This is a genomic window from Pseudomonas sp. Pso3, from assembly GCF_055393275.1.
The window spans coordinates 1,305,256-1,330,556 of sequence record NZ_AP043687.1 but is presented as its reverse complement, the minus strand read 5'-3'; the positions used below and the strand labels follow the sequence as shown (position 1 = coordinate 1,330,556).

Here is a 25,301-nt window from a genome sequence, read left to right as displayed (position 1 = left end):
ACCCGATGCGTCGCCTGCTCGCGCTGTGCCTGGCCCTGGCCTGGGGCTCCGCCCTGGCGGCGCCCCATGAGGGGGTCGCCCGTATCGTCAGCGACCGGCTGCCGATCGGCCAGGCGCAGGCCGCGCTGCAGCTGTCCACCGACTGGGACCGGCCCCATCCGGAAATCCGCCGCGCCCTGGTGATCGTGCATGGCCGGCTGCGCAATGCCGCGACCTATTTCCGCTCCGGCGAAACGGCCACGGCAGCGGCCGGCGCCACGGCGGACACCCTGGTGATCGCCCCGCAATTCCTCAATGAAGCGGACATCCAGCGTCATCGGCTGCCGGACACCCTGCTGCGCTGGCAGGGCAATGCCTGGATGGGCGGCGAGCCCGCCCTGGGTCCGCAGCCGCTGAGCAGCTTCGCGGTGTTCGATGCCCTGCTCGCCCGCCTGGCGGAGCGTCGGCTGCTACCCAATCTGCAGGAGGTGGTGATCGCCGGACATTCCGGCGGTGGCCAGGTGGTGCAGCGCTACGCCGTGCTCGGCCAGGGCGAGCAGGCCCTCGCCGCCCAGGGCATTCGCCTGAGATACGTGGTGGCCAATCCCTCGTCCTACGCCTATTTCGATGCCCACCGACCGGATGCGCAGGGCCAGCCCGTGCCCTTCGCCGCGGCGGCCAGCTGCCCGGACTTCGACACCTGGAAATACGGCATGCAGGGCCTGCCGGCCTATGCCGCGGGTCGCACGGCCGCCAGCCTGGAAGAGCACTATGCGGGACTCGACCTGACCTATCTGCTGGGCGCCGAAGACACCAATCCCAACCATCCGGCGCTGGACAAGGGCTGCGCCGCCGAGGCCCAGGGCCCCTATCGCCTGGCCCGCGGGCTGAATTACTACCGCTATCTCCAGGGCCGCCATCCGGGGCTGCGCCAGGCGCTGATCGAGGTCCCCGGCGTGGGCCACAACGGTGACGCCATCTTTACCTCGCCCGCAGGCCGCCAAGCACTGTTCGGCGCCGGCGACCAGGCTTCAGCGCGCCAGGGCGGCGGGCGCGTCCAGTAGCTCCTGCACCCAGGCGACGAAGGCTTCCAGGGTGAAGGGCTTGCCCAGCACCGCCATGCGCTCGCCGACCAGCGGGACGGGCGGCTCGTTGCCCGCCGCATAACCGGTGATGAAGAGGATCGGCAGGTGCGGCCTGAGGGTACGGGCCGCGCCGGCCAGCAAGCGGCCGTTCAGCCCCGGCAGGCCGACATCGGTGATCAGCAGGTCGAAGCCCTCGCCTTCGCGCAGGGCCGCCAGCGCCGACTCGGCATCCACGGCGTCGCGATACTCCCAGCCCAGGTCGACGAACACCTGCACCAGCAATTCGCGGATGACCGCATCGTCTTCCACCAGCAGCACCCGGACGCCGGGCAGGACGCGAGCGGTCGGGGCACTGGCGACCGGCTGGGGTGCCTGGGCGGCCAGGGCCGGATGACGCGGCAGCAGCAGACTCACCCGACAGCCCTGCCCCGGCGCGCTGGTCACGCTCACCTGGCCGCGCGACTGGCGGACGAAGCCATAGATCATGGACAGTCCCAACCCCGAGCCCTGGCCCACCGGCTTGGTGGTGAAGAAGGGTTCGAAGACCCGCTCCAGCACCTCCGGCGCCATGCCCACGCCATCGTCGCCGACCTCGATCAAGAGGTAGTCGCCCGCCGGCAGACCCGGATCGGCGTCGGACTGCACCCAGTTGCGCGCGCGGATGGTCAGGGTGCCACCCGCCGGCATGGCATCGCGGCTGTTGATGGCCAGATTCAGCAGGGCGTTTTCCAGCTGGTGCGGATCGACGTCGACCGGCCAGAGTCCGGCATCCAGTTCGAGCTGGCAGCGGATCTGCGGTCCCAGGCTGTGCAGCAGCAATTCCTGGAAGCCGCCGATCAGCCGGGCGACGTCGACCGCCTGGGGATTGAGCGTCTGGCGACGGGAAAAGGCCAGCAGTCGATGGGTGAGACTGGCGCCCCGCCCGACCGACTGGGTGGCGGTGTCGAGCAGACTGCCGACCCCGGCCAGGACCTCCGGCGCCAGGCGGCGGCGCAGGAGATCCAGGCTGGCCTGGATGCCGGCCAGCAGGTTGTTGAAATCGTGGGCGATGCCGCCGGTGAGCTGGCCCACGGCTTCCATCTTCTGCGCCTGGCGCAGCAGCTCCTCGGCCTGGGCGCGACTGTGCATCTCCTCGCGCAGCTGGCGATTGCTCTCCTCCAGTTCGGCGGTCCGCGCCTGCACCTGGACCTCCAGGGTGGCGCGCTCGCGGCGCAGGGCCTCTTCGGCCTCGCGGCGGTCATCGATGTCTTCGCTGGTGCCGTACCAGCGGATCACGGCGCCCGCTTCATCGCGCCGCGGATAGGCGCGGGTGCGCAGCCAGCAGTGGCTGCCATCCGCCACCCGTACCCGGTGCTCCTGGTCGTAGGCCCGACCGGCGCGGCGCGCCGCGTCCCAGGCCTGCCGGGTCGCCTGGCGGTCGTCCGGATGCAGCAGCGTCCAGAAGGTATCGGCGTGCAGCGCCGGCTGGCCGGTCAGTTGCTGCCAGCGCGGCGAAAAGACCATCCGCCCGCCGTCGGGATCGCAGGTCCAGGTGTACTGGGGATTGAGCTCCACCAGATGCCGATAGTGGTCTTCGCTTTCGCGCAGCTGCAGATCCGCCTGGTGGCGCTCGATGGCCAGGGCGGCGGTCTCGGTGACCAGGCGGAAGGCGTCGCGCTCGGCGACCAGAGGGCGCCGTGGCTCCAGATAGTAATTGGCGAAGGTGCCCAGCAGCCGGCCATCCAGGGCCAGCAGCGGCATCGACCAGCAGGCCCGCAGGCCGTAGCGCAGCGCCAGGTCACGGGCGCCCGCCCACAGCGGATCGCAGGCGATGTCCTCGACATAGACGGCTTCGCGCCGGTAGGCGGCGGTGCCACAGGAGCCCGCCAGCGGGCCGATCTCCAACCGCCCGAGATCGCGGCTGTAGGCTTCCGGCAGACTGGGCGCGATGCCGTCCTGCAGATAGCGGCCATCCTCGCTGAGCAACAGGATGCAGGCATGCAGGCGAACCTGGGCCAGGGCCTCCACCCGCTGCAGCAGCGCGTGCAGCACGCTGGTCAGAGGCAGCCCGGTGGCAAGGCTTTCCAGCGTCTGGCGCTCGTACTGACGCAGATCGCTGGAGGACGGCTGGTCGCTGGATGGGGCGTGGAGGCTCATAGGGCTGGCCTGAGATGGATCCGAAGCCGGCATCTTAGCCAGTGGCCCGGCAAACAACAGACTATTTGCGCCTGACGGGCAATTTCCTGGCGTCAGAGCGCCGCCAGGATCTCGGTGCAGGTCTCGAAGCGCTGGTCCCGCGCCGCCGGCCAGGGATCGCCCGGCTGATTGACCTGCAGCGTCCGGCAGCCCACGGCCCGCCCGCACTCCAGGTCGTAGCGGTGATCGCCGATCATCACCAGGCTGTCAGGCGCCACCTGCCAGAGTTCGGCCAGCCGCAGCAGGCCACCCGGATCGGGCTTGGGCGGCGCCTCGTCGCGCCCCAGCACCGCGGCGGGCGCGAAGCAGTCTTCCAGACCGATGGCGGCCAGGGTCAGCAGCGCCAGATCGCGGGCATTGCGGGTGAGGATGCCCAGCTGGCGACCGTCCTCGTGCAGGCGCCGGATGAGGGCGACCGCACCCGGTGCCGGGCGGGCAGCGACGGCCAGTTCGCGCTCGTGCTCGAACAGCCAGGCGTGCTTGGCCTCGCGCTCGGTGGCCGGCAACTCGGCCAGGTGGTGGAGGATGTCGGCCTGTTCGGGGATGCCCAGATGCCGGCGAATGGCGGCGAAGTCGTGTACCGCCAGGGTCAGGGTGCCGTCCAGGTCGAACACCCAGTGGCTGAGGTGACGCAGTGTCATGCAGGGATCCTTTGGCGAGAGGTGACCTTCGGGCACTCCGGGGGAACCCCCGTCACCCGTGCTCCGTCTGGTGGAGACAACCTTCTGCAGGAGTCTACCCATGACGACGACCGTCCGGGCGCTACTTTTCGATGTCTTCGGCACCGTGGTGGACTGGCGTGGCAGCCTGGTCGAGGGCTTGCAGGGACTGTCCGCCAAGCACGGCGTCCAGGGCGACTGGGAGCGGCTGGCCGATGCCTGGCGCGCCGAAGCCTACGAGGCCATCCTGCCGCAGATCGAGGCCCGCAGCCTGCCCTGGCTGCCCCTCGACGAGGTGCATCGGCTGGCACTGGACGAATTGCTCCCCCGTTACGGCCTGGTCGGCCTGACCACCGCCGAGGTGGCCTGGATCAATAGACTCTGGCATCAGCTGACCCCCTGGCCCGACGCCGTGCCGGGTCTCACGCGGCTGCGCCAGGGCTATCCGGTCTGTGCCCTGTCCAATGGCAACGTCAGTCTGCTGCTGGACATGGCCCGCCATGCCGGGCTGCCCTGGGACATGCTCTTTGGCGCCGATCTCTTCCAGCGCTACAAGCCGGCCGCGGAGGTCTACCTGGGTGCCTGCACCCTGCTCGACCTGGAACCGGAACAGGTAATGCTCTGCGCCGCCCACAATGGCGACCTGCAGGCGGCCAAGGAGTTGGGCCTGGCCACCGCCTTCATCCAGCGCCCGCGGGAAAGGGGCCCGGCCGGTGGCGAAGTCTCCGCAGGCGGCTGGGATCTGGAAGCGAGCGACCTCCAGGATCTCGCCGACCAGCTCGGCCTGCCGGCGATGGAGGGCGAGCGGGCCGAGCCCGGCGATTGAGCGCGGCCCGGGCGCTTCTGTATCCTGCCGGATACTTTTCGCCAGGGCACCGCCATGGGTTTTCTCGACAAGCTGCGCAAGAAACGTGAACGCCAGGCCCTGGCCGCCCTGCCCCGCCTGCACCAGCGCACGGCGCGCCTGCGCCGCGAGCTGCCCGATTACGAGATCGGCGCCGGCACCTATGGCGCGCCCAGGGTGTTCGATCTCAAGGAAGGCGCCACCCTGCGCCTGGGGCGCTACACCTCCATCGCCGAAGGGGTGCGCATCCTGCTTGGCGGCCTGCACCGGCTGGACTGGGTGACCACCTATCCCTTTCCCGCCTTCGTCGACGACCTGGCCCACATCAAGGACTACGGCGGCACCCGTGGCGACGTGGTGATCGGTAGCGACTGCTGGATCTGCACCGATGCGCTGATCCTCTCTGGCGTCACCATCGGCCATGGCGCCGTGGTGGCCGCCGGCGCCGTGGTTACCCGCGACGTGCCGCCCTATGCGGTGGTGGGCGGCAATCCGGCACGCTTCATCAAGTGGCGGTTTCCCGAAGCCACCTGCCAGGCGCTACTCGACATCGCCTGGTGGGACTGGCCCGAGGCGGAGATTCTCGCCGCCGGCGAATACCTGTGCAGCGCCGATATCGACGGCTTCATCGCCTACGCCCGGGCGCGCCATCCGGCGTCCTGAATCCAGCGTCTGGAACTCGAGGCGCCTTCCAAGGCTCACCTTCATTAGTCAATCTTTTGAAGGTTTTCCATGGAAGCGCTCGATCTGCTGCAATGGCCGGCCATGGCCATCACCCTGCTCGCCGCCTGGCTGGTGGCCTCCCAGCGCCAGGGCCGGCGCAGCCTGGGTTTCTGGGTGTTCCTGCTGAGCAATGCCCTGTGGATCGCCTGGGGCCTGCAGGCCGAGGCCTATGCCCTGATCGTGCTGCAGCTGGGCCTGGCAGCGATGAATCTGCGCGGCGTGCGCCGCAACGCCGACGAGACGCCCGCCGCCGCCGAGGTCTCGGGCAGGGCATAATGACCAGCCCTGCGTCAGACGGCCCCGCCCATGCAGCACAGCGTCACCCCCATCGGCCACGTCCGCTCCTGCTTCAAGGAGAAATTCGCCATTCCCCGGCAGCCCGCCCTGGCGCCGGCCGCCCGTGGCGTGCTGGAACTGTTGCCGCCCTTCGATCGGCCCGAGGCGGTCGAAGGGCTGGAAGGCGTCAGCCATGTCTGGCTGCTGTTTCTCTTCCACCAGGCGCTGGAGAGCCAGCCGCGCCTGCGGGTACGGCCGCCGCGCCTGGGCGGCAATCGCTACCTGGGGGTGTTCGCCACCCGCGCCACCCACAGACCCAATGGCATCGGCCAGTCGGTGGTCCGGCTGGACGGCCTCGAACCGGGACGGCTGCTGCTCTCGGGCATCGACCTGCTCGACGGCACCCCGGTGCTGGACATCAAGCCCTATGTGCCCTACGCCGACAGCCCGCTGGGCGCCCACAACGCCATCGCCGAGGCGCCGCCACCGGCGCTGGTGGTGAGTTGGGCGGACGCGGCGCGCGTCCAGGCCGAGGCCCATGGCCAGCGCCTGGGCGAACCCCTGGCCGAGCTGATCGAGCAGTGCCTGGCCCAGGATCCGCGCCCGGCCTACCAGGCGCCCACGCCCGAGCGCCGCTATGGCGTGCGCCTCTGGGACGTCGAGGTGCACTGGCACTATCCGACCGCGGAACAGATCCGGGTACTGGACGTGACCGCGGCGTCCTGATGCCGCCCGGTTTGCATTCCGGCGGCCAAGGCCCCAACAATGACATTGCCGGATCGCATGAGGCGGTCCGCACCCGGCTACGGCCGCCGTTCGGCCGTATCACCGATAGGGAAGCATCTATGGCTCCAAGCAGACAGGTCATCAACGCTCAGGTCAGCCCCAAGGGCAGCCTGGAGACCCTTTCCCAGCGCGAGGTCCAGCAACTCAGTGCCGCCGGCTCGGGCAACCTCTACCAGCTCTTTCGCCAGTGCGCCCTGGCCATCCTCAACACCGGCGCCCACAGCGACAACGCCAAGACCATCCTCGAGGCCTACCAGGACTTCGAGATACTCATCCACCAGCAGGACCGTGGCGTGCGCCTGGAACTGATCAACGCCCCGGCCGACGCCTTCGTCGACGGCGAGATGATCGCCAGCACCCGCGAGATGCTGTTCAGCGCCCTGCGCGACATCGTCTACACCGAGAGCGAACAGAGCAGCCTGCGCATCGATCTGGAGAGCTCCGAGGGCATCACCGACTACGTCTTCCACCTGCTGCGCAACGCCCGCACCCTGCGCGCCGGCATGGAGCCGAAGATGGTGGTCTGCTGGGGCGGTCACTCCATCAGCACCGAGGAATACAAGTACACCAAGAAGGTCGGTCACGAACTCGGCCTGCGCAGCCTGGACATCTGCACCGGCTGCGGCCCGGGCGTGATGAAGGGCCCGATGAAGGGCGCCACCATCGCCCACGCCAAGCAGCGCATTCAGGGCGGCCGCTACCTGGGCCTCACCGAGCCCGGCATCATCGCCGCCGAGGCGCCCAATCCCATCGTCAACGAACTGGTGATTCTGCCCGACATCGAGAAGCGCCTGGAGGCCTTCGTCCGCGTCGGCCACGGCATCATCATCTTCCCGGGCGGCGCCGGCACGGCGGAGGAATTTCTCTACCTGCTGGGCATCCTCATGCACCCGGACAACCGGGACATCCCCTTCCCGGTGGTGCTCACCGGGCCGCAGAGCGCCGCGCCCTATCTCGAGCAGCTGCATGCCTTCATCGGCGCCACCCTGGGCGAAGCCGCCCAGCGCCACTACCAGATCGTGGTCAACGATCCGGTCGAGGTGGCCCGGCAGATGGCCCAGGGCCTCAAGGCGGTCAAGCAGTTCCGCCGCGAGCGCCACGACGCCTTCCACTTCAACTGGCTGCTGCGCATCGAGGAAGGCTTCCAGCGCCCCTTCGATCCCACCCACGAGAACATGGCCGCCTTGCAGCTGACCCATGCCGTGCCACCGCACGAGCTGGCCGCCAACCTGCGCCGCGCCTTTTCCGGCATCGTCGCCGGCAACGTCAAGGCCAAGGGCATCCAGCTGATCGAGGAACGGGGGCCCTACGAGATCCATGGCGATCCCGACATCATGCGGCCGCTGGATCGGCTGCTGCAGGCCTTCGTCGAGCAGCACCGGATGAAGCTGCCCGGCGGCGCGGCCTACGAGCCCTGCTATCGCGTGGTCAGCTGAATCCTTTCACGTTGGCCTTTTTGGCCGATTTCCTCCCGTCATGACCGTTCGTCCACATCCTGTTCGACGAACGGTCATGATGCTAGCCAGGTGATATCAAAAAGTCGCTAGCCAGCTATCCAGAGCGCTTCGCTGATTCGCGTCCGGAGGGTGATGGAAGTCACTTTGCCGCGCTGAAAAAACCTTGCGCGCTAACTGCATGGCTCCGCGTTAAAGCCCCTCTTCACCACGCCGATAGGGCAAGGCAAGCTAATCTCAGAGCGCAGGTTGCCGTAGTGAAATCTACCCGGGCGGAGATCCCGCCGGGCCGTCTTCCTCCAGCCGCGCCAGACTTCCTGCCGAGGCCACGGAATGAACAACTGGCTGGGACTCGACTTTCTCGTCGCCCCTCTCGCCCAAGAGCAGGTGCACCTGCACGGCCAGCACAATGGCTGGCTGGTCGCCCTCGCCTATCTGGTGGCGGTCAGCGCCTGCTATGTCACCCTGGTGTTCGCCGAGCGCATCGGCCAGACCCGCACCCTGGCCCGGCGGCGCGCCTGGAGCCTGATGGGCGCCCTGAGCTTCGGCTTCGGCGTCTGGGGCATGCACTTCATCGCCATGCTGGCCTTTACCGTGCCCACCCGGGTGCACTACGACCTCTTCATCACCCTGGCCTCGCTGCTGATCGTGGTGCTGGCCGGACTCATGGCCATGCCAGCCCTCAGCCAGCCCGACCTCACCCTGGGCCAGCGGCTCAAGGCCGGCACGGTACTGAGCGTGGGCATCGTGCTCATGCACTACACCGGCATGGCCGCGGTGCACACCGAGGCCATGGTGCTCTATCGCCCGCTGCCCTTCCTGCTGTCGATCGGCATCGCCGTGGGGGCGAGCTTCGCCGCCCTGCAGCTGATCCAGATCTTTCGTCGCCACTACACCGGCATCTATCGCTGGCTGCGCATCGCCACCGCCCTGGTGATGGGCCTGGCGATCGCCGCCATGCACTTCACCGGCATGTGGTCCATGGTGCTGGTCGCCCCGGCCGAGACCGCAGACGCCCTGCAGGGCGCCAGCAATTCCTGGCAGCTGGGGGTGGGCATCGCCATCATCGCCCTGCTGCTGGTGGTAGGTGGCCTGGGCGCGGCCTGGGCCGATCGCCAGCTGCAGCGCAAGGAAAACGACCTGGAGCGAGTCAATTCCCTGGTCGGCCAGCTCGACGAGGCGCGCGCCTCGCTGCAGCAGGCCGCGCACTACGATCCCCTCACCGACCTGCACAATCGCCGCGCCTTCAATCAGGCCTTCGCCGAGATCCTCGAGCGCCATGCCCAGCAGGGGCGCAGCCTGGGGGTGATGTTTCTCGACATCGATCACTTCAAGCGCATCAACGACAGCCTAGGCCACGACGCCGGCGACCAGTTGCTGGTGGCCATGGCCAAGATCATTCGCGAGGCGGTGCGTGACGGCGATCTGGTGGCTCGCTTCGGTGGCGACGAATTCTGCATCCTGGCCAGCCTCGCCGGACCCGACGAGGCCCGGCACCTGGCCCAGCGCATCCTGGAGCGCCTGCGCAATCCGGTCACCATCGGCAACCGCACCCTGGTGATGACCACCAGCATCGGCATCAGCCTCTATCCCCGCGACGGCGGCTGCTGCGAAGAGCTGCTCAAGAGCGCGGATCTCGCGCTCTATCTGTCCAAAGGCAATGGCCGCAACACCTTCAGCTTCTTCGACGAGACCCTGCGCGAGAAGATCTCGCTGCAACTGGAGCTGGAGGCCGAACTACGCGAAGCCCTGGTCGAGGAGCGCGGTCTGCAGCTCTACTACCAGCCCATCCTCGACGTCGCCAGCGGTCAGCTGGACAAGGCCGAAGCCCTGATCCGCTGGGACCATCCCCGCCTCGGCATGCTGGCGCCTAACCACTTTCTCGGCGTGGCCGAGGCCAATGGCTTCGTCGAAGAGCTGGACGCCTGGGTACTCCGGCGGGCCTGCAAGGACCTGGCCGAGCTGACCGCCGCTGGCCTCACGGAGCTGCGCATCGCCGTCAACTGCTCGGCGCTGAGCCTGAGCAACGACGCCCTCCCCGGGCAGATCGCCTGGCGACTGGACGACCACCAACTGTCGCCGCGGCGCCTGGAACTGGAGGTGACCGAAAATGCCCTGGTCAAGAACGTGCAGCCCACCGCCGAGCTCTTGCAACGCATTCGCGACCTGGGCGTGACGGTGTCCATCGACGACTTCGGCACCGGTTACTCCTCGCTCGCCTACCTCAAGCGCCTGCCGATCGACACCGTGAAGATCGACCGCTCCTTCGTCACCGGGCTGGCCGAGGGCAATGCCGATCACCAGATCGTCCAGGCCATCATCGGCATGGCCCGGCCGCTCAAGCTCAAGGTCACCGCCGAGGGCGTCGAGCATCTGGAGCAGCTGCGGCTGCTGTGCGCCCTGGGCTGCGACTTCATCCAGGGCTATCACATCAGCCGACCGGTCCCCCTGGCCCAGGTGCCCGAGGTGATCGCCCGCTATGCCAGCGGGGTCTGCCCACTGCAGGCCCAGGCGGAGGTGGATGCCGACGCCCTGGCGCTGGCCAGGGCGCTCGGCTAGCCGCGCCGATAGCGCAGCCAGACGCTGCCGTCGTCCTGGGCTTCGGCCGTATCCAGCTTGAGGTACAGCGGCTGCTGCCAGGCCTGCTCGGCAATCTCGAAGGAGGCCGGATGGGCGCCGCGGCCGTCCACCAGCGGGATGATCAGCACGCTGATCTCGTCCACCAGGCCGGCGGCGACAAAGGAGCCGCTGACATGGGGACCACCCTCCACCACCAGCCGCTCGATGCCCAGTTCTGCGTTGAGCAATTCCAGCACCGCTGCCAGATCCAGTTCGTCCTTGCCACCGAAGACGTAGGAGGCACCGATGTTCTGCAGGTGCGTCAGGTAGTCGTCGCTGACGCCTTCGGTCAGCACCGCCACCACGTGGGAATCCAGGGCCTCGTTCTTTTTCCAGGCCACCTTGCCCTGGGGATCGATGGCGATGGCGTACTTGGCGGCATCGCGCTTGGCGAAATGGTGAGTGCGCGGGATGGGCGCCTGGGCGACGCCGGTGGGATAGCCCTCGCCGTGGGCGATCTCTTCCATGGTCACCCGGCCACAGGCCCAGGCATCGAAGGCGAAGCGCTCGGCCAGGCGCTCGTAGGTGGTATCGGCCTGTTTCTTGACGGCGCGATCCCAGCCATCGGTGAGGGCGTGACCGTCGACCGACGACATCATATGGCAGATCACATAGGGCTTCATGGGGACTCCCGGCAGTGGCGTGTCGCCATGACACGCCTTGCAGCAACCGACCGGTCCGGCGCCGGGGGAGTTCAGCCCGCCGGGCCGCGGAAACGAAAAACCCGCCGGAGGGCGGGTTTTCGGGGAGCCTGCTCGCGTTATTTCTCGACGAAGGCGCGCTCGATTAGGTAGTCGCCCGGATCGCCCATGCGCGGCGAGATGGTCAGGCCGAATTCGTTCAGCACGGCGCTGGTCTCGTCCAGCATGCTCGGGCTGCCGCAGATCATGGCGCGGTCATCCTGCGGATTGATCGGCGGCAGGCCGATGTCCGCGAACAGCTTGCCACTGCGCATCAGGTCGGTCTGACGACCCTGGTTGCGGAATTCCTCGCGGGTCACCAGGGGATAGTAGATCAGCTTCTCGCGCACCAGATCGCCGATGAACTCGTGCTCCGGCAGGGTCTTGGTGATGAAGTCGGCATAGGCCAGCTCGTTCACGTAGCGCACACCATGGACCAGGATCACCTTTTCGAAGCGCTCGTAGGTTTCCGGATCCTGGATGGTGCTCAGGAAGGGCGCCATGCCGGTGCCGGTGCTCAGCAGATAGAGGTGCTTGGCGGGCTTGAGGTCGCTGAGGATCAGGGTGCCGGTGGGCTTGCGGCTGACCATCAGGTTGTCGCCTTCCTTGAGGTGCTGCAGGCGCGAGGTCAGGGGGCCGTCCGGCACCTTGATGCTGAAGAACTCCAGGTGCTCTTCGTAGTTGGGGCTGGCGATGCTGTAGGCGCGCATCAGCGGACGACCGCCTTCGGTTTCCAGGCCGATCATCACGAACTGACCGTTCTCGAAACGCAGGCCCGCGTTGCGGGTGGTCTTGAAGCTGAACAGGGTGTCGTTCCAGTGATGAACGCTCAGGACGCGCTCGGTGTACAGGTTGCTCATCGATGACTCCAGGAAAAATCGGTACAGCCCGGGGCTGGATAGAAATTGCGCGACAGTTTATAGAGGGGGAAAATATCCGTGAAATGAATAATTCGAATATAGGTTATCCAAAAGGCAGATATGAGATTCACGTTGCGTCAACTCGAGGTCTTCGTCGCCGTGGCGCGCCAGGAAAGCGTTTCCCGGGCGGCCGAGGCGCTCAGTCTGTCGCAGTCGGCTACCAGCACCGCCCTGGGCGAACTGGAGCGGCAATTCGACTGCCGGGTATTCGACCGCGCGGGCAAGCGTTTGACGCTCAACGCCCTGGGCCGGCAATTGCTGCCCAAGGCGGTGGCCCTGCTCGACCGCAGCGCCGAGGTGGAAAATCTGCTGCGCGGCAAGACCGGCTTCGGCTCCCTGGAGGTCGGCGCCACCCTCACCATCGGCAACTACCTGGCCACCCTGCTGCTGGGCGACTTCATGCAGCGCCATCCCGACTGCCGGGTGCGACTGCACGTGCACAACACCGCCAGCGTGGTGCAACGCATCGCCAACCATGACATCGACCTCGGCCTGATCGAAGGCGATTGCCAGCATCCGGATCTGGAGGTGCAGCCCTGGATCGAGGATGAGCTGGTGGTGTTCTGCGCGCCCGGACACGTCCTGGCAGGCAGGGACGCCACCCAGGCCGAACTGGAAGCCCAGGCCTGGATCCTGCGCGAACAGGGTTCCGGCACCCGCCTGACCTTCGACCAGGCCATGCGCCATCACGCCCAGCCGCTGGACGTGCGGCTGGAGCTGGAACACACCGAGGCCATCCTGCGCGCGGTGGAATCGGGACTGGGCATCGGCTGCCTGTCGCGGCTGGCGCTGAGAGACGCCTTCGCCCGCGGCACCCTGGTGCCCATCGCGACCCCGACCCTGGATCTGCGCCGCCAGTTCTGCTTCATCTGGCACAAGCAGAAGTACCAGACCGGGGCCATGGTCGAATTCCTCGACCTCTGTCGCCAGCTGACCCTGGGCCTCGCCCGTAGCGATCAGATCGACACCGCGCGGCCCCGGCCCGGGCGCTAGTCACTGGCCCTGGTAGATCCGGCGATTCTCCAGCTCCCGCTGCTCGTGGCGGCGGTGGGCGCGCAACGCCAGCAGCGCCAGGACGCCGATCACCAGGCGATAACCCTGGGAATAGAGATCCAGCTCGGCGGTGGCCGACTCGCCCAGTACGCCGCTGATCAGGCGCACCACGAACAGCGTCAGCTGCACGAAGGCCACCAGCAGCAGGCCGGCCGACAGCCATTCCGCCCGGCGAAAGGCCAGGACCGCGAACAGCGCCAGGGCGAATTGCATGCCGCCGTACCAGACCCGCGCCTCGGCCACCGAGGCCGAATCCATCAGCACCATGCCGCGGGCATTGGCCATCTCATAGGGATAGAACCAATGCGCCAGGGCGAGTCCAAACCAGACCAGGGCCTGCAGACCCAACACCAGACGTGCGAAGCGAAGCTCGGACATTCCCCGTTTCTCCTTGGGGCCAGAGGTGAATGACAGCCGCTCCAGTGTAGCCAGCGCCGGGAGCGATCTGCACTGCCGATGCAGACCGCCACAGGCGGGTTAGGGTTCGCCGGAAGCGCTGGGGTAAGCTGCAGGCCTCCACCCTTCCGGCTCCTGACCCCGAGCCCGCCGCCCGAGAGATCGCCATGCCCGCCGCCCTGCCCGCCCAGCCGCCGCTGGTGCTGTCCATCCAGTCCCATGTCGCCTACGGCCACGTCGGCAACGCCGCCGCTACCCTGCCGCTGCAACTGCTCGGCCTGCAGCCGGTGGTGGTCAACACGGTGCAATTCTCCAATCACACCGGCTACGGCGAATTCAAGGGCCAGGTCTTTCCGCCCGAACACATCCACGACGTGCTCGACGGCCTGCGCGCCCGCGGCGTGCTGGAGCGCTGCGTGGCGGTGCTCTCCGGCTACCTGGGCGACGCCGCCATCGGCGAGGTGATCCTCGGCGTGGTGCAGGAGATCCGTCGTCAGCGCGGCGACCTGCAGTATCTCTGCGATCCGGTGATGGGCGACGTCGGCCGCGGCATCTTCGTGCGCCCCGGCATTCCCGACTTCCTGCGCCGCCGCGCCATCGAGCAGGCCAGCCTGATCACCCCCAACCAGTACGAATTCGAGTTGCTGCACGGCCAGCCACTGGCCGACACCGCCGACGCCGTGGCCGCTGCCCGCTTGCTGCTCGGCCGCCCTGGTCAACCGGGCCCCAAGACCATCGTCATCACCAGCCTGCGCACCTCGGATCTGCCGACCGACGTCCTCAGCACCCTGGTGGTTGAGGCTGCGGACGCCTGGCTGGTGCAGACGCCCTACCTGGATCTGCAGCCGCTGCCCAACGGCATGGGCGACGTTTTTTCCGCGGTGCTGCTGGGCCAGCTGCTCAACGGCCAGTCCACGCCCGCCGCGGCGTCCCATGCGGTCAGCGCCCTCTACGCCCTGGTCGCCCGCACCGCCCCCGGCAGCCGCGACCTGCCGCTGATCGCCGCCCGCGAGCAGATCGTGCGACCCGGCGAGTTGTTCGAGGCGCAGCGGCTGCCTTAGATGGGTTGAGCGCCAGCGAAGCCCAAGGGTGCCGGGCGCTGTTGGGCTTCGACGGTGCAGCCGTCACAACCCAACCTACCAATCCGCTTTGCCCCCTCTCCTCCTGGGAGAGGATTGGGGTGAGGGAAGCCCTTCGCGCCTGAGCCCTTGAGCGCGTGGAAAACGCTGCGCGGTCTGCCACCCTACGCCCCTTGCAGGGTCCTCCGCCGCTCCATACCGCCCCCTCTCCCCCGGGAGAGGGTTGGGGTGAGGGCAACCCTTCACGCCTGAGCCCTTGAGCGCGTGGAAAACGCTGCGCGGTTTTCCACCCTACGCCCCTTGCAGGGTCCTCCGCCGCTCCATACCGCCCCCTCTCCCCCCGGGAGAGGGTGGGGGTGCGGGCAACCCTTCACGCCTGAGCCCTTGAGCACGTGGAAAACGCTGCGCGGTCTGCCACCCTACGCCCCTTGCAGGGTTCTCCGCCGCTCCATACCGCCCCCTCTCCCCCCGGGAGAGGGTTGGGGTGCGGGCAACCCTTCACGCCTGAGCCCTTGAACGCGTGGAAAACGCTGCGCGGTTTTCCACCCTACGCCCCTTGCAGGGTCCTCCGCCGCTCCATACCGCCCCCTCTCCCCCAGGGAGAGGGTTGGGGTGAGGGAAGCCCAACCGCGAATCCCTCACGACGACTGCAGATGCCGCTCCCGCTGTTCCTGGCGCTCCTTGGCTTCCACGCTGAGGGTCGCGGTGGGTCTCAGCAGCAGCCGCGCGAGGCCGATAGGTTCGCCGGTCTCCTGGCACCAGCCGTAGTCGTCGCGGGCCAGACGCTCCAGGGCGGCGTCGATCTTGTCCAGCAGCTTCTTTTCCCGTTCCAGCTGGCGCAGTTGCCACTGGCGTTCCTGCTCGGCATTGCCGACGTCGGCCGGATCGCCGTGGGTGTCCAGGCCGCGCAGATCTTCCACCTGCTCGTCGATCAGACGCTGCAGATCGCCACGCTGGGTCAGCAGCAACTGGCGAAAGAATGCGCGCTGGACCTCGTTCATGTAGTCCGCGGCAGGTAGCGCCAGCAGTTCTTCAGCGGTCATCGACCAGCCCTCCATCCGCAAATGTTATATTATAACACTTAATAGCCGCTCTAGCCCGCCCCTGCCAGCCGTAGAATCCATCACAAAAATTCCGTAGTGCCTCAGCCCAAACCACTACACAAAGGCAAAAGCCTGTGCGAAAGTAGCGCTACAACCTGTATGACAACCTTACAACCACATAAGCAGGTCTCCATGTTCGCCAAGGTTCCCGCCAATGTCCTGAGCGACAGTGTCGCTCAGCAGCTGCTGGACAAGATCGAAGCCGGCGTCTTCGCCCCCGGCAGCAAGATCCCCAGCGAAGCCCTGCTCTCCGAAGCCTTCGGCGTCAGCCGTACCGTGGTGCGCGAGGCCATCTCGCGGCTGAAGAACGAAGGCGTGCTGCAGCCCCAGCAGGGTCGCGGCATCTTCGTCACCGCTCACGCCAGCATCCGTCCGCTGCGTATCGACGCCGACGAAGCCAGCCTGCCCGGCAGCGTCTTCCACCTGCTGGACCTGCGTCGCGCCATCGAGGCCGAAATCGCCTCCGAAGCCGCCATCAACCGCAGCGAGACCGATCTGGTCGCCATCGACGAGGCCCTGGCCGCCATCGACGAAGAGGTCGCCGACGGCCATGACGGCGTACGCGCCGACGTGGCCTTCCATCGCACCATCGCCCAGGCCACCGGCAATCCCTACTTCATCAGGACCCTGGAATTCGTCAGCCAGTACCTGGAGACGGCCACCCGCATCACCCGCACCAACGAGGCGCGGCGCGAGGACTTCTCCCGTCAGGTGCACGAAGAACACCAGGCCATCGTCGCCGCCATTCGCCTCGGCGATCCCCTGGCCGCCGCCAACGCCGCCCGCCAGCACATCTACAACGCCGCCCGCCGCCTGCGGCAGGCCGGCTTCGCCTGACCTTTTACGGAGAACAACAAGATGCAAGACAACGTCGGTGTCATCGGCCTCGGGGCCATGGGTCTGGGCGTCGCCCGTTCGCTGCTGCGGGCCGGCTTCGCCGTGCATGCCTGCGACGTGCGCGCCAGCGTGCTGGAAGCCTTCGCCAGCGAAGGCGGCGTGGCCTGCACCTCGCCGGCGGCCCTTGCCGACAGCTGCGACATCCTCATCACCGTGGTGGTCAACGCCGAGCAGACCGAAGCCGTGCTGTTCGGTGAAAGCGGCGCCGCCTCTGCCCTGCGTCCGGGCAGCCTGGTGATCGCCTGCGCCACCGTGGCCCCGGCCTACGCCGTGGAGCTGGGCGAGCGCCTGGCCGAGCGCGGCATCCTGCTGCTGGACGCCCCGCTGTCCGGGGGCGCCGCCAAGGCCGCCAGCGGCGAGATGACCATGATGACCTCCGGCACCGCGGAGGCCTATGCCAAGGGCGAGGCAGTCCTGGCCGCCATGGCCGGCAAGGTCTATCGCCTGGGCGATGCGCCCGGCCAGGGTTCCAAGGTCAAGATCATCAACCAGCTCCTGGCCGGGGTGCACATCGCCGCCTCCGCCGAGGCCATGGCCCTGGGCCTGCGCGAAGGCGTCGATCCGGAGGCCCTCTACGAGGTCATCACCCACAGCGCCGGCAATTCCTGGATGTTCGAGAATCGCGTGCCGCACATCCTCAAGGCCGACTACACCCCGCTGTCCGCCGTGGACATCTTCGTCAAGGACCTGGGCCTGGTGCTGGATACCGCGCGCACCTCGAAATTCCCGCTGCCGCTGTCGGCCACCGCCCACCAGATGTTCATGCAGGCCTCCACTGCCGGCTACGGGCGTGAAGACGACTCGGCCGTGATCAAGATCTTCCCGGGCATCGAGCTGCCCAAGGCCGCGGAGTGAGACCGATGAGCGCGACCGAGACCCGCCCGCTGCTGGGCTGCATCGCCGACGACTTCACCGGCGCCACCGATCTCGCCAACATGCTGGTGCGCGGCGGCATGCGCACCGTGCAGGTGATCGGCGTGCCCGCGGCCGACGCCGAACTGGAAGCCGCCGACGCCGTGGTAGTGGCGCTGAAATCCCGCACCACGCCGGCGGCCGAGGCGGTGAGCGAATCCCTGGCCGCCCTCGCCTGGCTGCGCCAGCGTGGCTGCCGGCAGTTCTTCTTCAAGTACTGCTCCACCTTCGACTCCACCGCGGAAGGCAACATCGGCCCGGTGGCCGAGGCCCTGCAGGAGGCGCTGGACTGCGACTTCACCCTGGCCTGCCCGGCCTTCCCGGAGACCGGGCGCACCCTGTTTCGCGGTCACCTGTTCGTACAGGACCAGCTGCTCAGCGAATCCGGCATGCAGCACCACCCGCTGACGCCCATGAGCGATGCCAACCTGGTGCGGGTGCTGCAAGCCCAGAGTCGCGGCAAGGTAGGGCTGCTGCGCTACGACCAGGTCGCCAAGGGCCCCGAGGCCGTGCGCGCGGCCATCGCCGAGCTCCGGACTTCGGGTCATCGTCTGGCCATCGCCGATGCCCTTTCCGATGCCGATCTGCACACCCTGGGCGCGGCCTGTGCCGAGCTGCCCCTGGTCACCGGTGGTTCGGGCATCGCCCAGGGCCTGCCGGAGAATTTCCGCCGCGCCGGTCTACTGCAGGCGCACGACGCCGCCGCCCTAAAGTTGCCCACCGGTGGCGAAGCCGTGCTGGCCGGCAGTGCGTCCCAGGCCACCAATGGCCAGGTCGCTGCCTGGCTGGACGCCGGTCGCCCGGCCCTGCGCCTCGACCCCCTAGCCCTTGCCCAGGGTGACGACACCATCGACGCCGCCCTCGCCTGGGCGCGCGAGCAGGACCAGGCCGTGCTGATCTATGCCACCAGCCCCGCCGACGAGGTCAAGGCCATCCAGCGCGAGCTAGGCGTGGCGCGCGCCGGTGAGCTGGTGGAGCGTGCCCTGGGCCTGATCGCCCGCGGCCTGTTCGACAGCGGCGTACGCCGTCTGGTGGTGGCCGGTGGCGAGACCTCCGGCGCCGTGGTCCAGGCCCTGGGCGTACAGGCCCTGCGCATCGGCGCCCAGATCGATCCGGGCGTGCCGGCCACCCTCGGCCAGGTGCAGGGCGAACCCCTGGCCTTGGCGCTCAAGTCCGGCAATTTCGGCAGTCGCGACTTCTTCGCCAAGGCCCTGCGCCAACTGGCGGGAGAACAGCCATGAGCGTCGAAGCCCGGCTGCGCGAAGAAATCTGTACCGTCGGCGCCAGCCTCTATGCCCGCGGCTACACCGTGGGCAGCGCCGGCAACATCAGCGCCCGCCTGGAAGACGGCTGGCTGATCACCCCCACCGATGCCTGCCTCGGTCGCCTCGATCCGGCCGCCATCGCCAAGGTCGGCCTGAACGGCGACTGGGTCTCCGGCGACAAGCCGTCCAAGACCCTGGCCCTGCATCGCCAGGTCTATGACCGCAATCCCGGCGTGGGCGGCGTGGTGCATACCCACTCCACCCATCTGGTGGCCCTGACCCTGGCCGGCGTCTGGCGCCCGGACGACATCCTGCCGCCCATCACCCCCTACCAGGTGATGAAGGTCGGTCATATCCCGCTGATCCCCTACGCCCGCCCCGGCGCCGCCAGCGTCGCCGAGCAGGTGGCGCAACTGGCCAACCGGGTCCGCGGTGTGATGCTCGAACGCCTCGGTCCGGTGGTCTGGGAAAGCAGCGTGAGCAAGGCCAGCTTCGCCCTGGAGGAGCTGGAAGAAACCGCGCGGCTGTGGCTGCTGACCGAGCCGCGCCCGGCGCCGCTGGATGCCGCCGCGCTGGCCGAACTGGCGGAGACCTTCGGCGCCGTCTGGTGACCTGAAGCCCGCGTTACCGCAATACCCCCACGATGGCCCTCGTTGGCCGTCGCGGGATCGGCTTGCCCTGGAAAAACAACAATAGCGAGGAAAGTGCCATGTCCCACGTCGTTAGCCCCACCCGCCCGGAGTCCCGTTCATGAGTCCGTTGCTGCTGGTCCTCATCGCCGCGGCGGGCATCGCCCTGCTGCTGTTCCTGGTTCTCAAGTACAAATTCCAGCCCTTCGTGGCGCTGATGCTGGTGAGCATCCTGGTGGCCCTGGCCGCCGGGGTCGAGCCGTCCAAGCTGGTGGCGACCATCGAAGGCGGCATGGGCAAGATCCTCGGCCACATCGCCATCATCATCGCCCTGGGCGCCATGATCGGGCGCATCATCGAACTCTCCGGTGGCGCCGAGGCCCTGGCCAAGACGCTGATCGAGCGCTTCGGCAACAGACGCACGCCGCTGGCGCTGACCCTGGCCGGCTTCCTGGTCGGCATCCCGGTGTTCTTCGAGGTCGGCGTGATCGTGCTGATGCCGCTGGCCTATGGCATCGCCCGTACCGCGCGCAAGCCGCTGATCGTCTTTGCCCTGCCGATGTGCGCCACCATGCTCACCGTGCACGCCATGCTGCCGCCCCACCCGGGCGCCGTGGCCGCCGCCGGCCAGCTGGGCGCCGACCTGGGTCGGGTGCTGCTGTTCGGCCTGCCGATCACCGCCGTGCTGGCCCTGATCGGCTGGTGGGTGGCCGGGCGCATGACCCGTCGTCACTACCCCATGACCGACGATATCCGCAGTGACGTCTATGGTCCGCAGATCACCGACACCCACCTGCAGCAGTGGGGCCGCGGCCAGGACATGGCCCCCGGCCTGCCCAGCCTCGGCGCCGCTGCGGTCAAGGTCGACGAGACCCCGGCCGGCCTCGCCGCCGGTCTGCCGCCCGCCCCGGCGCCCGGCTTCGGTCTGGTAGTGACCCTGATCCTGCTGCCCATCGTGCTGATCCTGCTGGGTACCCTGGCCACTAGCTGGCTGCCCGCCGGCAACCTGCTGCGCGACATCCTCACCGTGGTCGGCGCGCCCCTGGTGGCCCTGCTGATCGACACCCTGCTGTGCGCCTATGTGCTGGGCTTCCGCCGCGGCTGGTCGCGCGAGCAGGTCTCGGACGTCATCGGCTCGGCGCTGCCCGGCGTCGCCATGGTCATCCTCATCGCCGGTGCCGGCGGCGTCTTCGGCAAGGTGCTGGTGGACACCGGCATCGGCGCGGTGGTCTCGGAGCTGCTGCGCGCCACCGGCCTGCCGGTGCTGGCGCTGGGCTTCGTGCTGACCCTGCTGCTGCGTGCGGTCCAGGGCTCCACCACCGTGGCCCTGGTCACCACCGCCGGCATCCTCGGCCCGCTGATCGCCACCCTGGACCTCTCGGCCAACCACATGGCCCTGCTGTGCCTGGCCATGGGCGCCGGCGGTCTGGCCGTGTCGCACATCAACGACGCCGGCTACTGGATCTTCACCAAGCTGGTCGGCCTGAGCGTCGCCGACGGCTTGCGTACCTGGACCGTCCTGACCACCCTGCTGGGGTGCCTGGGCTTCGCCATCACCCTGCTGCTCTGGCCCTTCGTCTGACTTAGGAAATCGCCATGCCCCGTTTCGCCGCCAACCTCAGCATGCTCTATCCCGAGCAGGCCTTCCTCGACCGCTTCGCCGCTGCCGCGGCGGACGGCTTCCAGGCCGTGGAATACCTCTTTCCCTACGAGCACAGTGCCGCCGAGATCAAGGCCCGGCTGGACGCCGCCGGCCTGACCCAGGTGCTGTTCAACGCGCCACCCGGTGACTGGGCCGCTGGCGAGCGCGGCCTGGCCGCCCTGCCCGGTCGCGAGGCCGAGTGCCGCGCCGGCATCGACCGCGCCCTGGACTACGCCGCCGTGCTGGGCAATCGCCTGGTGCACGTGATGGCCGGCCTGCTGCCCGCCGGGGTCGACCGGGCCCGCGCCCGCGACACCTACCTGGGCAACCTGGCCCATGCCGCCGAGCAGGCGGCCAAGGCCGGGGTGACGATCCTCATCGAGCCGATCAACCCGCGCGACATGCCCGGCTATTTCCTCAATCGCCAGGACGACGCCCAGGCCATCCGCCAGACCATAGGCGCTGACAATCTGAAGGTGCAATTCGATTGCTACCACTGCCAGATCGTCGAGGGCGATGTCAGCAAGACCTTCGAGCGCGACTTCGCCGGCATCGGCCACGTGCAGATCGCCGGGGTGCCCGACCGCCACGAACCGGACCTGGGGGAGCTCCATTACCCCTACCTGTTCGAGCGCTTCGACGCCCTCGGCTACGACGGCTGGATCGGCTGCGAGTACCGCCCGCGCGGCGATACCTCGGCCGGGCTGGAGTGGTTGCGCAAGTTGCAGGCATAAGAGACGTAGGTTGGGTTGAGCGCAGCAAAGCCCAACACCCCACACATCCAGCCGCGCGTGCCTGTTGGGCTTCGACGAAAAAGCCCTCTCAACCCAACCTACCATCAAGCACCGTGCCCGGTGGAAAACGCTACGCGGTTTTCCACGCTAAGGATCTATCGCTCTATCGCGGCCATGGGCCGCTCCTACAGATGAATCGGAGCCTGTAGGAGCGGCCCATGGCCGCGATAAACATCCTAAAAACCCTTAGACCTCCACCACCGCCAACGGCTGCCCCAGCCTTCTCCGGAATTCCTCCAGGAAGGCCGGAGCGAAGGCCCGTGCCGGCCAGTGGTTGAAGATGAAGCCCAGGTCGGAAAAGGCGCAGGGCTGGGGGAAGTCGAAGCCGTTGATGTCGTCTTCGTGATCGCATTCCGGGCAGGCGAAGTTGTCGCTTTCCGCCGGCATCCACACCTCCAGGTGCTCGAACAGCGCTTCACCGATCTCGCGACGGCAGGCAGGGCAACGCGCCCGCCCCTCGAAGCCGTCCAGCGGGGTGAAGATGCAGCGCTCGGTGACGATCTCCAGACCGCCATCGGCATAGTCGCGCGGATCGTCCATGCCCGGCGCCAGGCGCAGCACCTCGGTCAGTCGCGGACCCGGCGCATGGCCCCGCCGGCCGCGGCTGGGCAGGCAGGGCGAGGCCTCGGCCCGGACCACGCCGCTGGCGGCGAGCCAGCCAAGGATCTCCACGGCGGTGCGCTCCACCCGTGGATGGCTGGAAATGCGGGGAGCGAGGATGGTCTGGCGCAGGGTCATGGAACGCGGGTCTCGAAGAATGGGGCGCGCAGCTTAATCCGCTGCTCGCCGCGCGCCCATAGCTGCTAAGGTGAGGCCGACGAAAGCCATAGAAAGCGCCCCATGTTCAAGGACCCCTTCGCCCGCCTCGGTCTCGACCGCGAGGTGCTCAGCGTCAGCCAGCTCAACAGCCGCGCCCGGGTGCTGCTGGAGGACGTCTTCGCCCAGGTCTGGGTCGAGGGCGAGATCTCCAACCTGGCCAAGCCGGCGTCCGGCCATCTCTATTTCACCCTCAAGGACGGCCAGGCCCAGGTGCGTTGCGCGCTGTTCCGCCAGCACGCCAACCGGGTGCGCCAGGCCCTGCGCGACGGCCTGGCGGTCAAGGTGCGCGGCAAGGTCTCGCTGTTCGAAGGCCGCGGCGACTACCAGCTGATCCTCGACAGCGTCGAACCGGCCGGCGACGGTGCCCTGCGCCTGGCCTTCGAGGCACTCAAGGAGCGGCTGGCCGCCGAGGGCCTGTTCGCCGCCGAACGCAAGCGCCCGCTGCCCGCCCATCCGCAGCGCATCGGCATCGTCTCCTCGCCGACCGGCGCGGTGATCCGCGACATCGTCAGCGTCTTCAAGAGACGCGCGCCCCAGGTGGAGCTGACCCTGATCCCCACCGCGGTGCAGGGCCGCGAGGCCACCGCCCAGATCGTCCGCGCCCTGCAACTGGCCGACCGCCAGGGCTTCGATGCGCTGATCCTGGCCCGGGGCGGTGGCTCTCTGGAAGACCTCTGGTGCTTCAACGAAGAACCCGTGGCCCGCGCCCTGGCCGCCTGCCAGACCCCGGTGGTGAGCGCCGTCGGCCACGAGACCGATGTCTCCATCGCCGACTTCGTCGCCGATGTCCGTGCCCCTACCCCGTCGGCGGCCGCGGAGTTGCTGGCGCCCCACAGCGCCGACCTGCGCCAGCGCCTGGACGGTCTGCATCGCCAGTTGCTCCTGCGCATGCGCGAGCGCCTGGCCCGCGAGCGCCTGCGTCTGGAAGCCTGCAGCCGTCGTCTGCGTCACCCTGGCGAACGACTGCGTCAGCAGGCCCAGCGGCTGGACGACCTGGACCTGCGCCTGCGCCGTGCCTATGTCATCGCCCAGAATCGCCGTCGCGATCGCCTGGCGCACCTGGACACCCGCCTGGCCGGCCAGCATCCCGGGCGCCAGCTGGCTCTGTTGCGCCAGCGCCTGGAGCAACTGGCCGAGCGGCTGCCCCGGGTCATGCAGCGCCAGTTGAAGGAGCGCCAGCAGCGCCTGGCCGGCACCGTGCAGACGCTGCAGATCGTCAGCCCCCTGGCGACCCTGGGTCGCGGCTACAGCATCCTGCTCGACGAGCGGGGCCATGCCGTGCGGTCCGCCGCCGAGGTCGCCAATGGGCAAAAGCTCATTGCCCGCCTCGCCGAGGGCGAACTGGCGGTGCGGGTACTGGACAATCACCAAGAACCCACCACTCTGTCTCTGTTGGACTAATCGGTCCAACCCGGACCGATGGTGGCATGTATCTTGAACCCTCGGTCAGGATTTCCCCCTACCGAGGCCCTCCATGCATTCCCTTCTGCGCGCTTCCCTGTTTCCCCTCACCACCGCCCTGCTGGCCGGCGCGGCCCAGGCCGCGACCCCGCCCGCCGCGCCGCTGCAACCCAAGGTCATGCTCGTGGCGATGTTCGCCCCCGAGGCCCAGACCTGGATCGATCGCCTCAAGCTCACCCATAAGGTCGCCGTCGACGGGCTCTCCGCCGACTATCCGGATGTGCTCTGCAATGAGGCACGGGTGTGCCTGATGACCACTGGAATGGGGCACGCCAACGCCGCCGCCTCGACCCTGGCGCTGACCCTGTCGCCCAAGTTCGACCTCAAACACACCTACTTCCTGATCGCCGGCATCGCCGGGATCAGTCCCAAGGAAGGCACCCTGGGCACCACCGCCTGGGCGCGCTACCTGGTGGACTTCGGCATCCAGTGGGAGCTCGATCCCCGCGACGTGCCCAAGGACTGGCCCACCGGCTACCTGGGCATCAACACCCGGGGGCCGGGCGAGAAACCGCCGCTGGACTACAAGACCGAGGTGTTCGAACTCAATGTGCGGCTGAGGGACAAGGCCTATGCCCTGTCCCGCCAGGCCGAGCTGACCGAGAGCGCGGAATCCAAGGCCTGGCGCCAACGCTACGATTACGCCCCGGCCAACCAGCCGCCGGTGGTGACCCGCTGCGACACCCTGGCCGGCGACACCTGGTATTCCGGCACCCGCCTCTCCGAACGCGCCGAGGAATGGACCCGCCTGCTCACCAACGGCCAGGGCCGCTACTGCACCACCCAGCAGGAGGACAACGCCACCTACGAGGCCCTGCTGCGCGCCAGCCGCCTGGGCAAGGTGGACCTGCAACGCCTGGCGGTGGTCCGTGCCGGCTCGGACTTCGACCGTCCGGCCAAGGGCGCCTCCGAGGTCGACAACCTGCTCGACTACGCCAAGCAGGGCGGCTTCGCCCCGGCGCTGGAAAATCTCTATCGCACCGGCAATCCGCTGGTGCAGGAGATCGTCGAACACTGGGACGTCTGGCAGCAGGGCGTGCCGGCGAGCTGA

The 25,301-nt window shown here is 68.3% G+C and carries 24 protein-coding genes; 17 read left to right on the top strand and 7 right to left on the bottom strand.

All coding sequences use genetic code 11. The features are described from left to right. The first annotated feature begins 5 nt into the window (after window positions 1–5). Complete coding sequence (locus tag ACZ5R1_RS06235; protein ID WP_464712888.1) at window positions 6–1,043, top strand: alpha/beta hydrolase; 1,038 nt, start codon at window positions 6–8, stop codon at window positions 1,041–1,043. Here ACZ5R1_RS06235 and ACZ5R1_RS06230 read toward each other — a convergent pair. After that, window positions 1,011–3,200, bottom strand: a complete 2,190-nt coding sequence (locus ACZ5R1_RS06230; RefSeq protein ID WP_464712887.1) for an ATP-binding protein — start codon at window positions 3,198–3,200, stop codon at window positions 1,011–1,013. The genes ACZ5R1_RS06235 and ACZ5R1_RS06230 overlap by 33 nt on opposite strands. Before the next feature lie 92 nt (window positions 3,201–3,292). After that, on the bottom strand, window positions 3,293–3,880 hold the full coding sequence (locus tag ACZ5R1_RS06225; protein WP_007160669.1) for an HAD family hydrolase: 588 nt from the start codon (window positions 3,878–3,880) through the stop codon (window positions 3,293–3,295). 100 nt (window positions 3,881–3,980) lie between these two features. Between ACZ5R1_RS06225 and ACZ5R1_RS06220 the strand changes: the two genes are divergently transcribed. From ACZ5R1_RS06220 to ACZ5R1_RS06195, 6 genes are all read left to right on the top strand, one after another. Then, entirely contained in the window at window positions 3,981–4,724 is a 744-nt protein-coding gene (locus ACZ5R1_RS06220; RefSeq protein WP_044341684.1) for a haloacid dehalogenase type II, read from the top strand. Between the two features lie 54 nt (window positions 4,725–4,778). After that, a complete protein-coding gene (locus tag ACZ5R1_RS06215) occupies window positions 4,779–5,405 on the top strand; it encodes a CatB-related O-acetyltransferase (RefSeq protein WP_027598311.1) in 627 nt (208 codons plus the stop codon). Window positions 5,406–5,474: 69 nt separating this feature from the next. Further along, complete coding sequence (locus ACZ5R1_RS06210) at window positions 5,475–5,741, top strand: hypothetical protein (RefSeq protein ID WP_464712886.1); 267 nt, start codon at window positions 5,475–5,477, stop codon at window positions 5,739–5,741. 30 nt (window positions 5,742–5,771) lie between these two features. Next, window positions 5,772–6,467 carry a tRNA (N6-threonylcarbamoyladenosine(37)-N6)-methyltransferase TrmO gene (gene tsaA, locus ACZ5R1_RS06205; protein WP_044341682.1) on the top strand — a complete coding sequence of 232 codons (696 nt, stop codon included), beginning with the start codon at window positions 5,772–5,774 and terminating at the stop codon, window positions 6,465–6,467. A 119-nt stretch (window positions 6,468–6,586) separates the two neighbouring features. Further along, the gene (gene ppnN, locus ACZ5R1_RS06200; RefSeq protein ID WP_007160674.1) at window positions 6,587–7,963 is read left to right on the top strand and encodes a nucleotide 5'-monophosphate nucleosidase PpnN; all 1,377 of its coding nucleotides are present in this window, start codon (window positions 6,587–6,589) and stop codon (window positions 7,961–7,963) included. Window positions 7,964–8,314: 351 nt separating this feature from the next. Next, entirely contained in the window at window positions 8,315–10,540 is a 2,226-nt protein-coding gene (locus ACZ5R1_RS06195) for a putative bifunctional diguanylate cyclase/phosphodiesterase (RefSeq protein WP_077172297.1), read from the top strand. On the opposite strand, the gene ACZ5R1_RS06190 is transcribed toward ACZ5R1_RS06195, so the two are convergent. Continuing rightward, window positions 10,537–11,223, bottom strand: coding sequence for a dihydrofolate reductase family protein (locus ACZ5R1_RS06190; protein WP_027601505.1), 687 nt, complete (start codon window positions 11,221–11,223; stop codon window positions 10,537–10,539). The two genes, ACZ5R1_RS06195 and ACZ5R1_RS06190, sit on opposite strands and share 4 nt — an antisense overlap. Before the next feature lie 137 nt (window positions 11,224–11,360). Further along, a complete protein-coding gene (gene fpr, locus ACZ5R1_RS06185) occupies window positions 11,361–12,140 on the bottom strand; it encodes a ferredoxin-NADP reductase (RefSeq protein WP_007160677.1) in 780 nt (259 codons plus the stop codon). Window positions 12,141–12,260: 120 nt separating this feature from the next. On the opposite strand from fpr, the gene ACZ5R1_RS06180 reads away from it, so the two are divergent. Next, window positions 12,261–13,193, top strand: a complete 933-nt coding sequence (locus ACZ5R1_RS06180) for a LysR family transcriptional regulator (RefSeq protein ID WP_027598315.1) — start codon at window positions 12,261–12,263, stop codon at window positions 13,191–13,193. Here ACZ5R1_RS06180 and ACZ5R1_RS06175 read toward each other — a convergent pair whose 3' ends face one another. Further along, entirely contained in the window at window positions 13,194–13,631 is a 438-nt protein-coding gene (locus tag ACZ5R1_RS06175; RefSeq protein ID WP_017638634.1) for a DUF4345 family protein, read from the bottom strand. A gap of 185 nt (window positions 13,632–13,816) precedes the next feature. On the opposite strand from ACZ5R1_RS06175, the gene pdxY reads away from it, so the two are divergent. After that, complete coding sequence (gene pdxY / locus ACZ5R1_RS06170) at window positions 13,817–14,710, top strand: pyridoxal kinase PdxY (RefSeq protein ID WP_464712885.1); 894 nt, start codon at window positions 13,817–13,819, stop codon at window positions 14,708–14,710. Window positions 14,711–15,366: 656 nt separating this feature from the next. Here pdxY and dksA read toward each other — a convergent pair. Further along, window positions 15,367–15,771 (bottom strand): RNA polymerase-binding protein DksA, encoded by a 405-nt coding sequence (gene dksA / locus ACZ5R1_RS06165; RefSeq protein WP_044341679.1) that lies wholly within the window; start codon window positions 15,769–15,771, stop codon window positions 15,367–15,369. A 192-nt stretch (window positions 15,772–15,963) separates the two neighbouring features. Here dksA and ACZ5R1_RS06160 point away from each other — a divergent pair, with 192 nt between their 5' ends. The 6 genes from ACZ5R1_RS06160 to otnI all read left to right on the top strand — a co-directional run bounded on the left by ACZ5R1_RS06160 (window position 15,964) and on the right by otnI (window position 21,910). Then, complete coding sequence (locus ACZ5R1_RS06160; RefSeq protein WP_044341678.1) at window positions 15,964–16,668, top strand: FadR/GntR family transcriptional regulator; 705 nt, start codon at window positions 15,964–15,966, stop codon at window positions 16,666–16,668. A gap of 21 nt (window positions 16,669–16,689) precedes the next feature. Beyond that, the gene (ltnD, locus tag ACZ5R1_RS06155; protein WP_042138541.1) at window positions 16,690–17,583 is read left to right on the top strand and encodes an L-threonate dehydrogenase; all 894 of its coding nucleotides are present in this window, start codon (window positions 16,690–16,692) and stop codon (window positions 17,581–17,583) included. A gap of 5 nt (window positions 17,584–17,588) precedes the next feature. Further along, a complete protein-coding gene (otnK, locus tag ACZ5R1_RS06150; RefSeq protein WP_464712884.1) occupies window positions 17,589–18,881 on the top strand; it encodes a 3-oxo-tetronate kinase in 1,293 nt (430 codons plus the stop codon). After that, window positions 18,878–19,516, top strand: a complete 639-nt coding sequence (gene otnC / locus ACZ5R1_RS06145) for a 3-oxo-tetronate 4-phosphate decarboxylase (RefSeq protein ID WP_042138545.1) — start codon at window positions 18,878–18,880, stop codon at window positions 19,514–19,516. The genes otnK and otnC overlap by 4 nt, the downstream gene beginning before the upstream one ends. Before the next feature lie 139 nt (window positions 19,517–19,655). Beyond that, window positions 19,656–21,116, top strand: a complete 1,461-nt coding sequence (locus ACZ5R1_RS06140) for a GntT/GntP/DsdX family permease (RefSeq protein ID WP_027601498.1) — start codon at window positions 19,656–19,658, stop codon at window positions 21,114–21,116. Between the two features lie 14 nt (window positions 21,117–21,130). Beyond that, window positions 21,131–21,910, top strand: coding sequence for a 2-oxo-tetronate isomerase (gene otnI, locus ACZ5R1_RS06135; RefSeq protein ID WP_464712883.1), 780 nt, complete (start codon window positions 21,131–21,133; stop codon window positions 21,908–21,910). Between the two features lie 246 nt (window positions 21,911–22,156). On the opposite strand, the gene ACZ5R1_RS06130 is transcribed toward otnI, so the two are convergent. Beyond that, complete coding sequence (locus ACZ5R1_RS06130; RefSeq protein WP_027601495.1) at window positions 22,157–22,708, bottom strand: hypothetical protein; 552 nt, start codon at window positions 22,706–22,708, stop codon at window positions 22,157–22,159. Window positions 22,709–22,810: 102 nt separating this feature from the next. Between ACZ5R1_RS06130 and xseA the strand changes: the two genes are divergently transcribed. Next, a complete protein-coding gene (gene xseA, locus ACZ5R1_RS06125; protein WP_464712882.1) occupies window positions 22,811–24,190 on the top strand; it encodes an exodeoxyribonuclease VII large subunit in 1,380 nt (459 codons plus the stop codon). 73 nt (window positions 24,191–24,263) lie between these two features. Continuing rightward, entirely contained in the window at window positions 24,264–25,301 is a 1,038-nt protein-coding gene (locus ACZ5R1_RS06120; protein ID WP_007163077.1) for a purine-nucleoside phosphorylase, read from the top strand.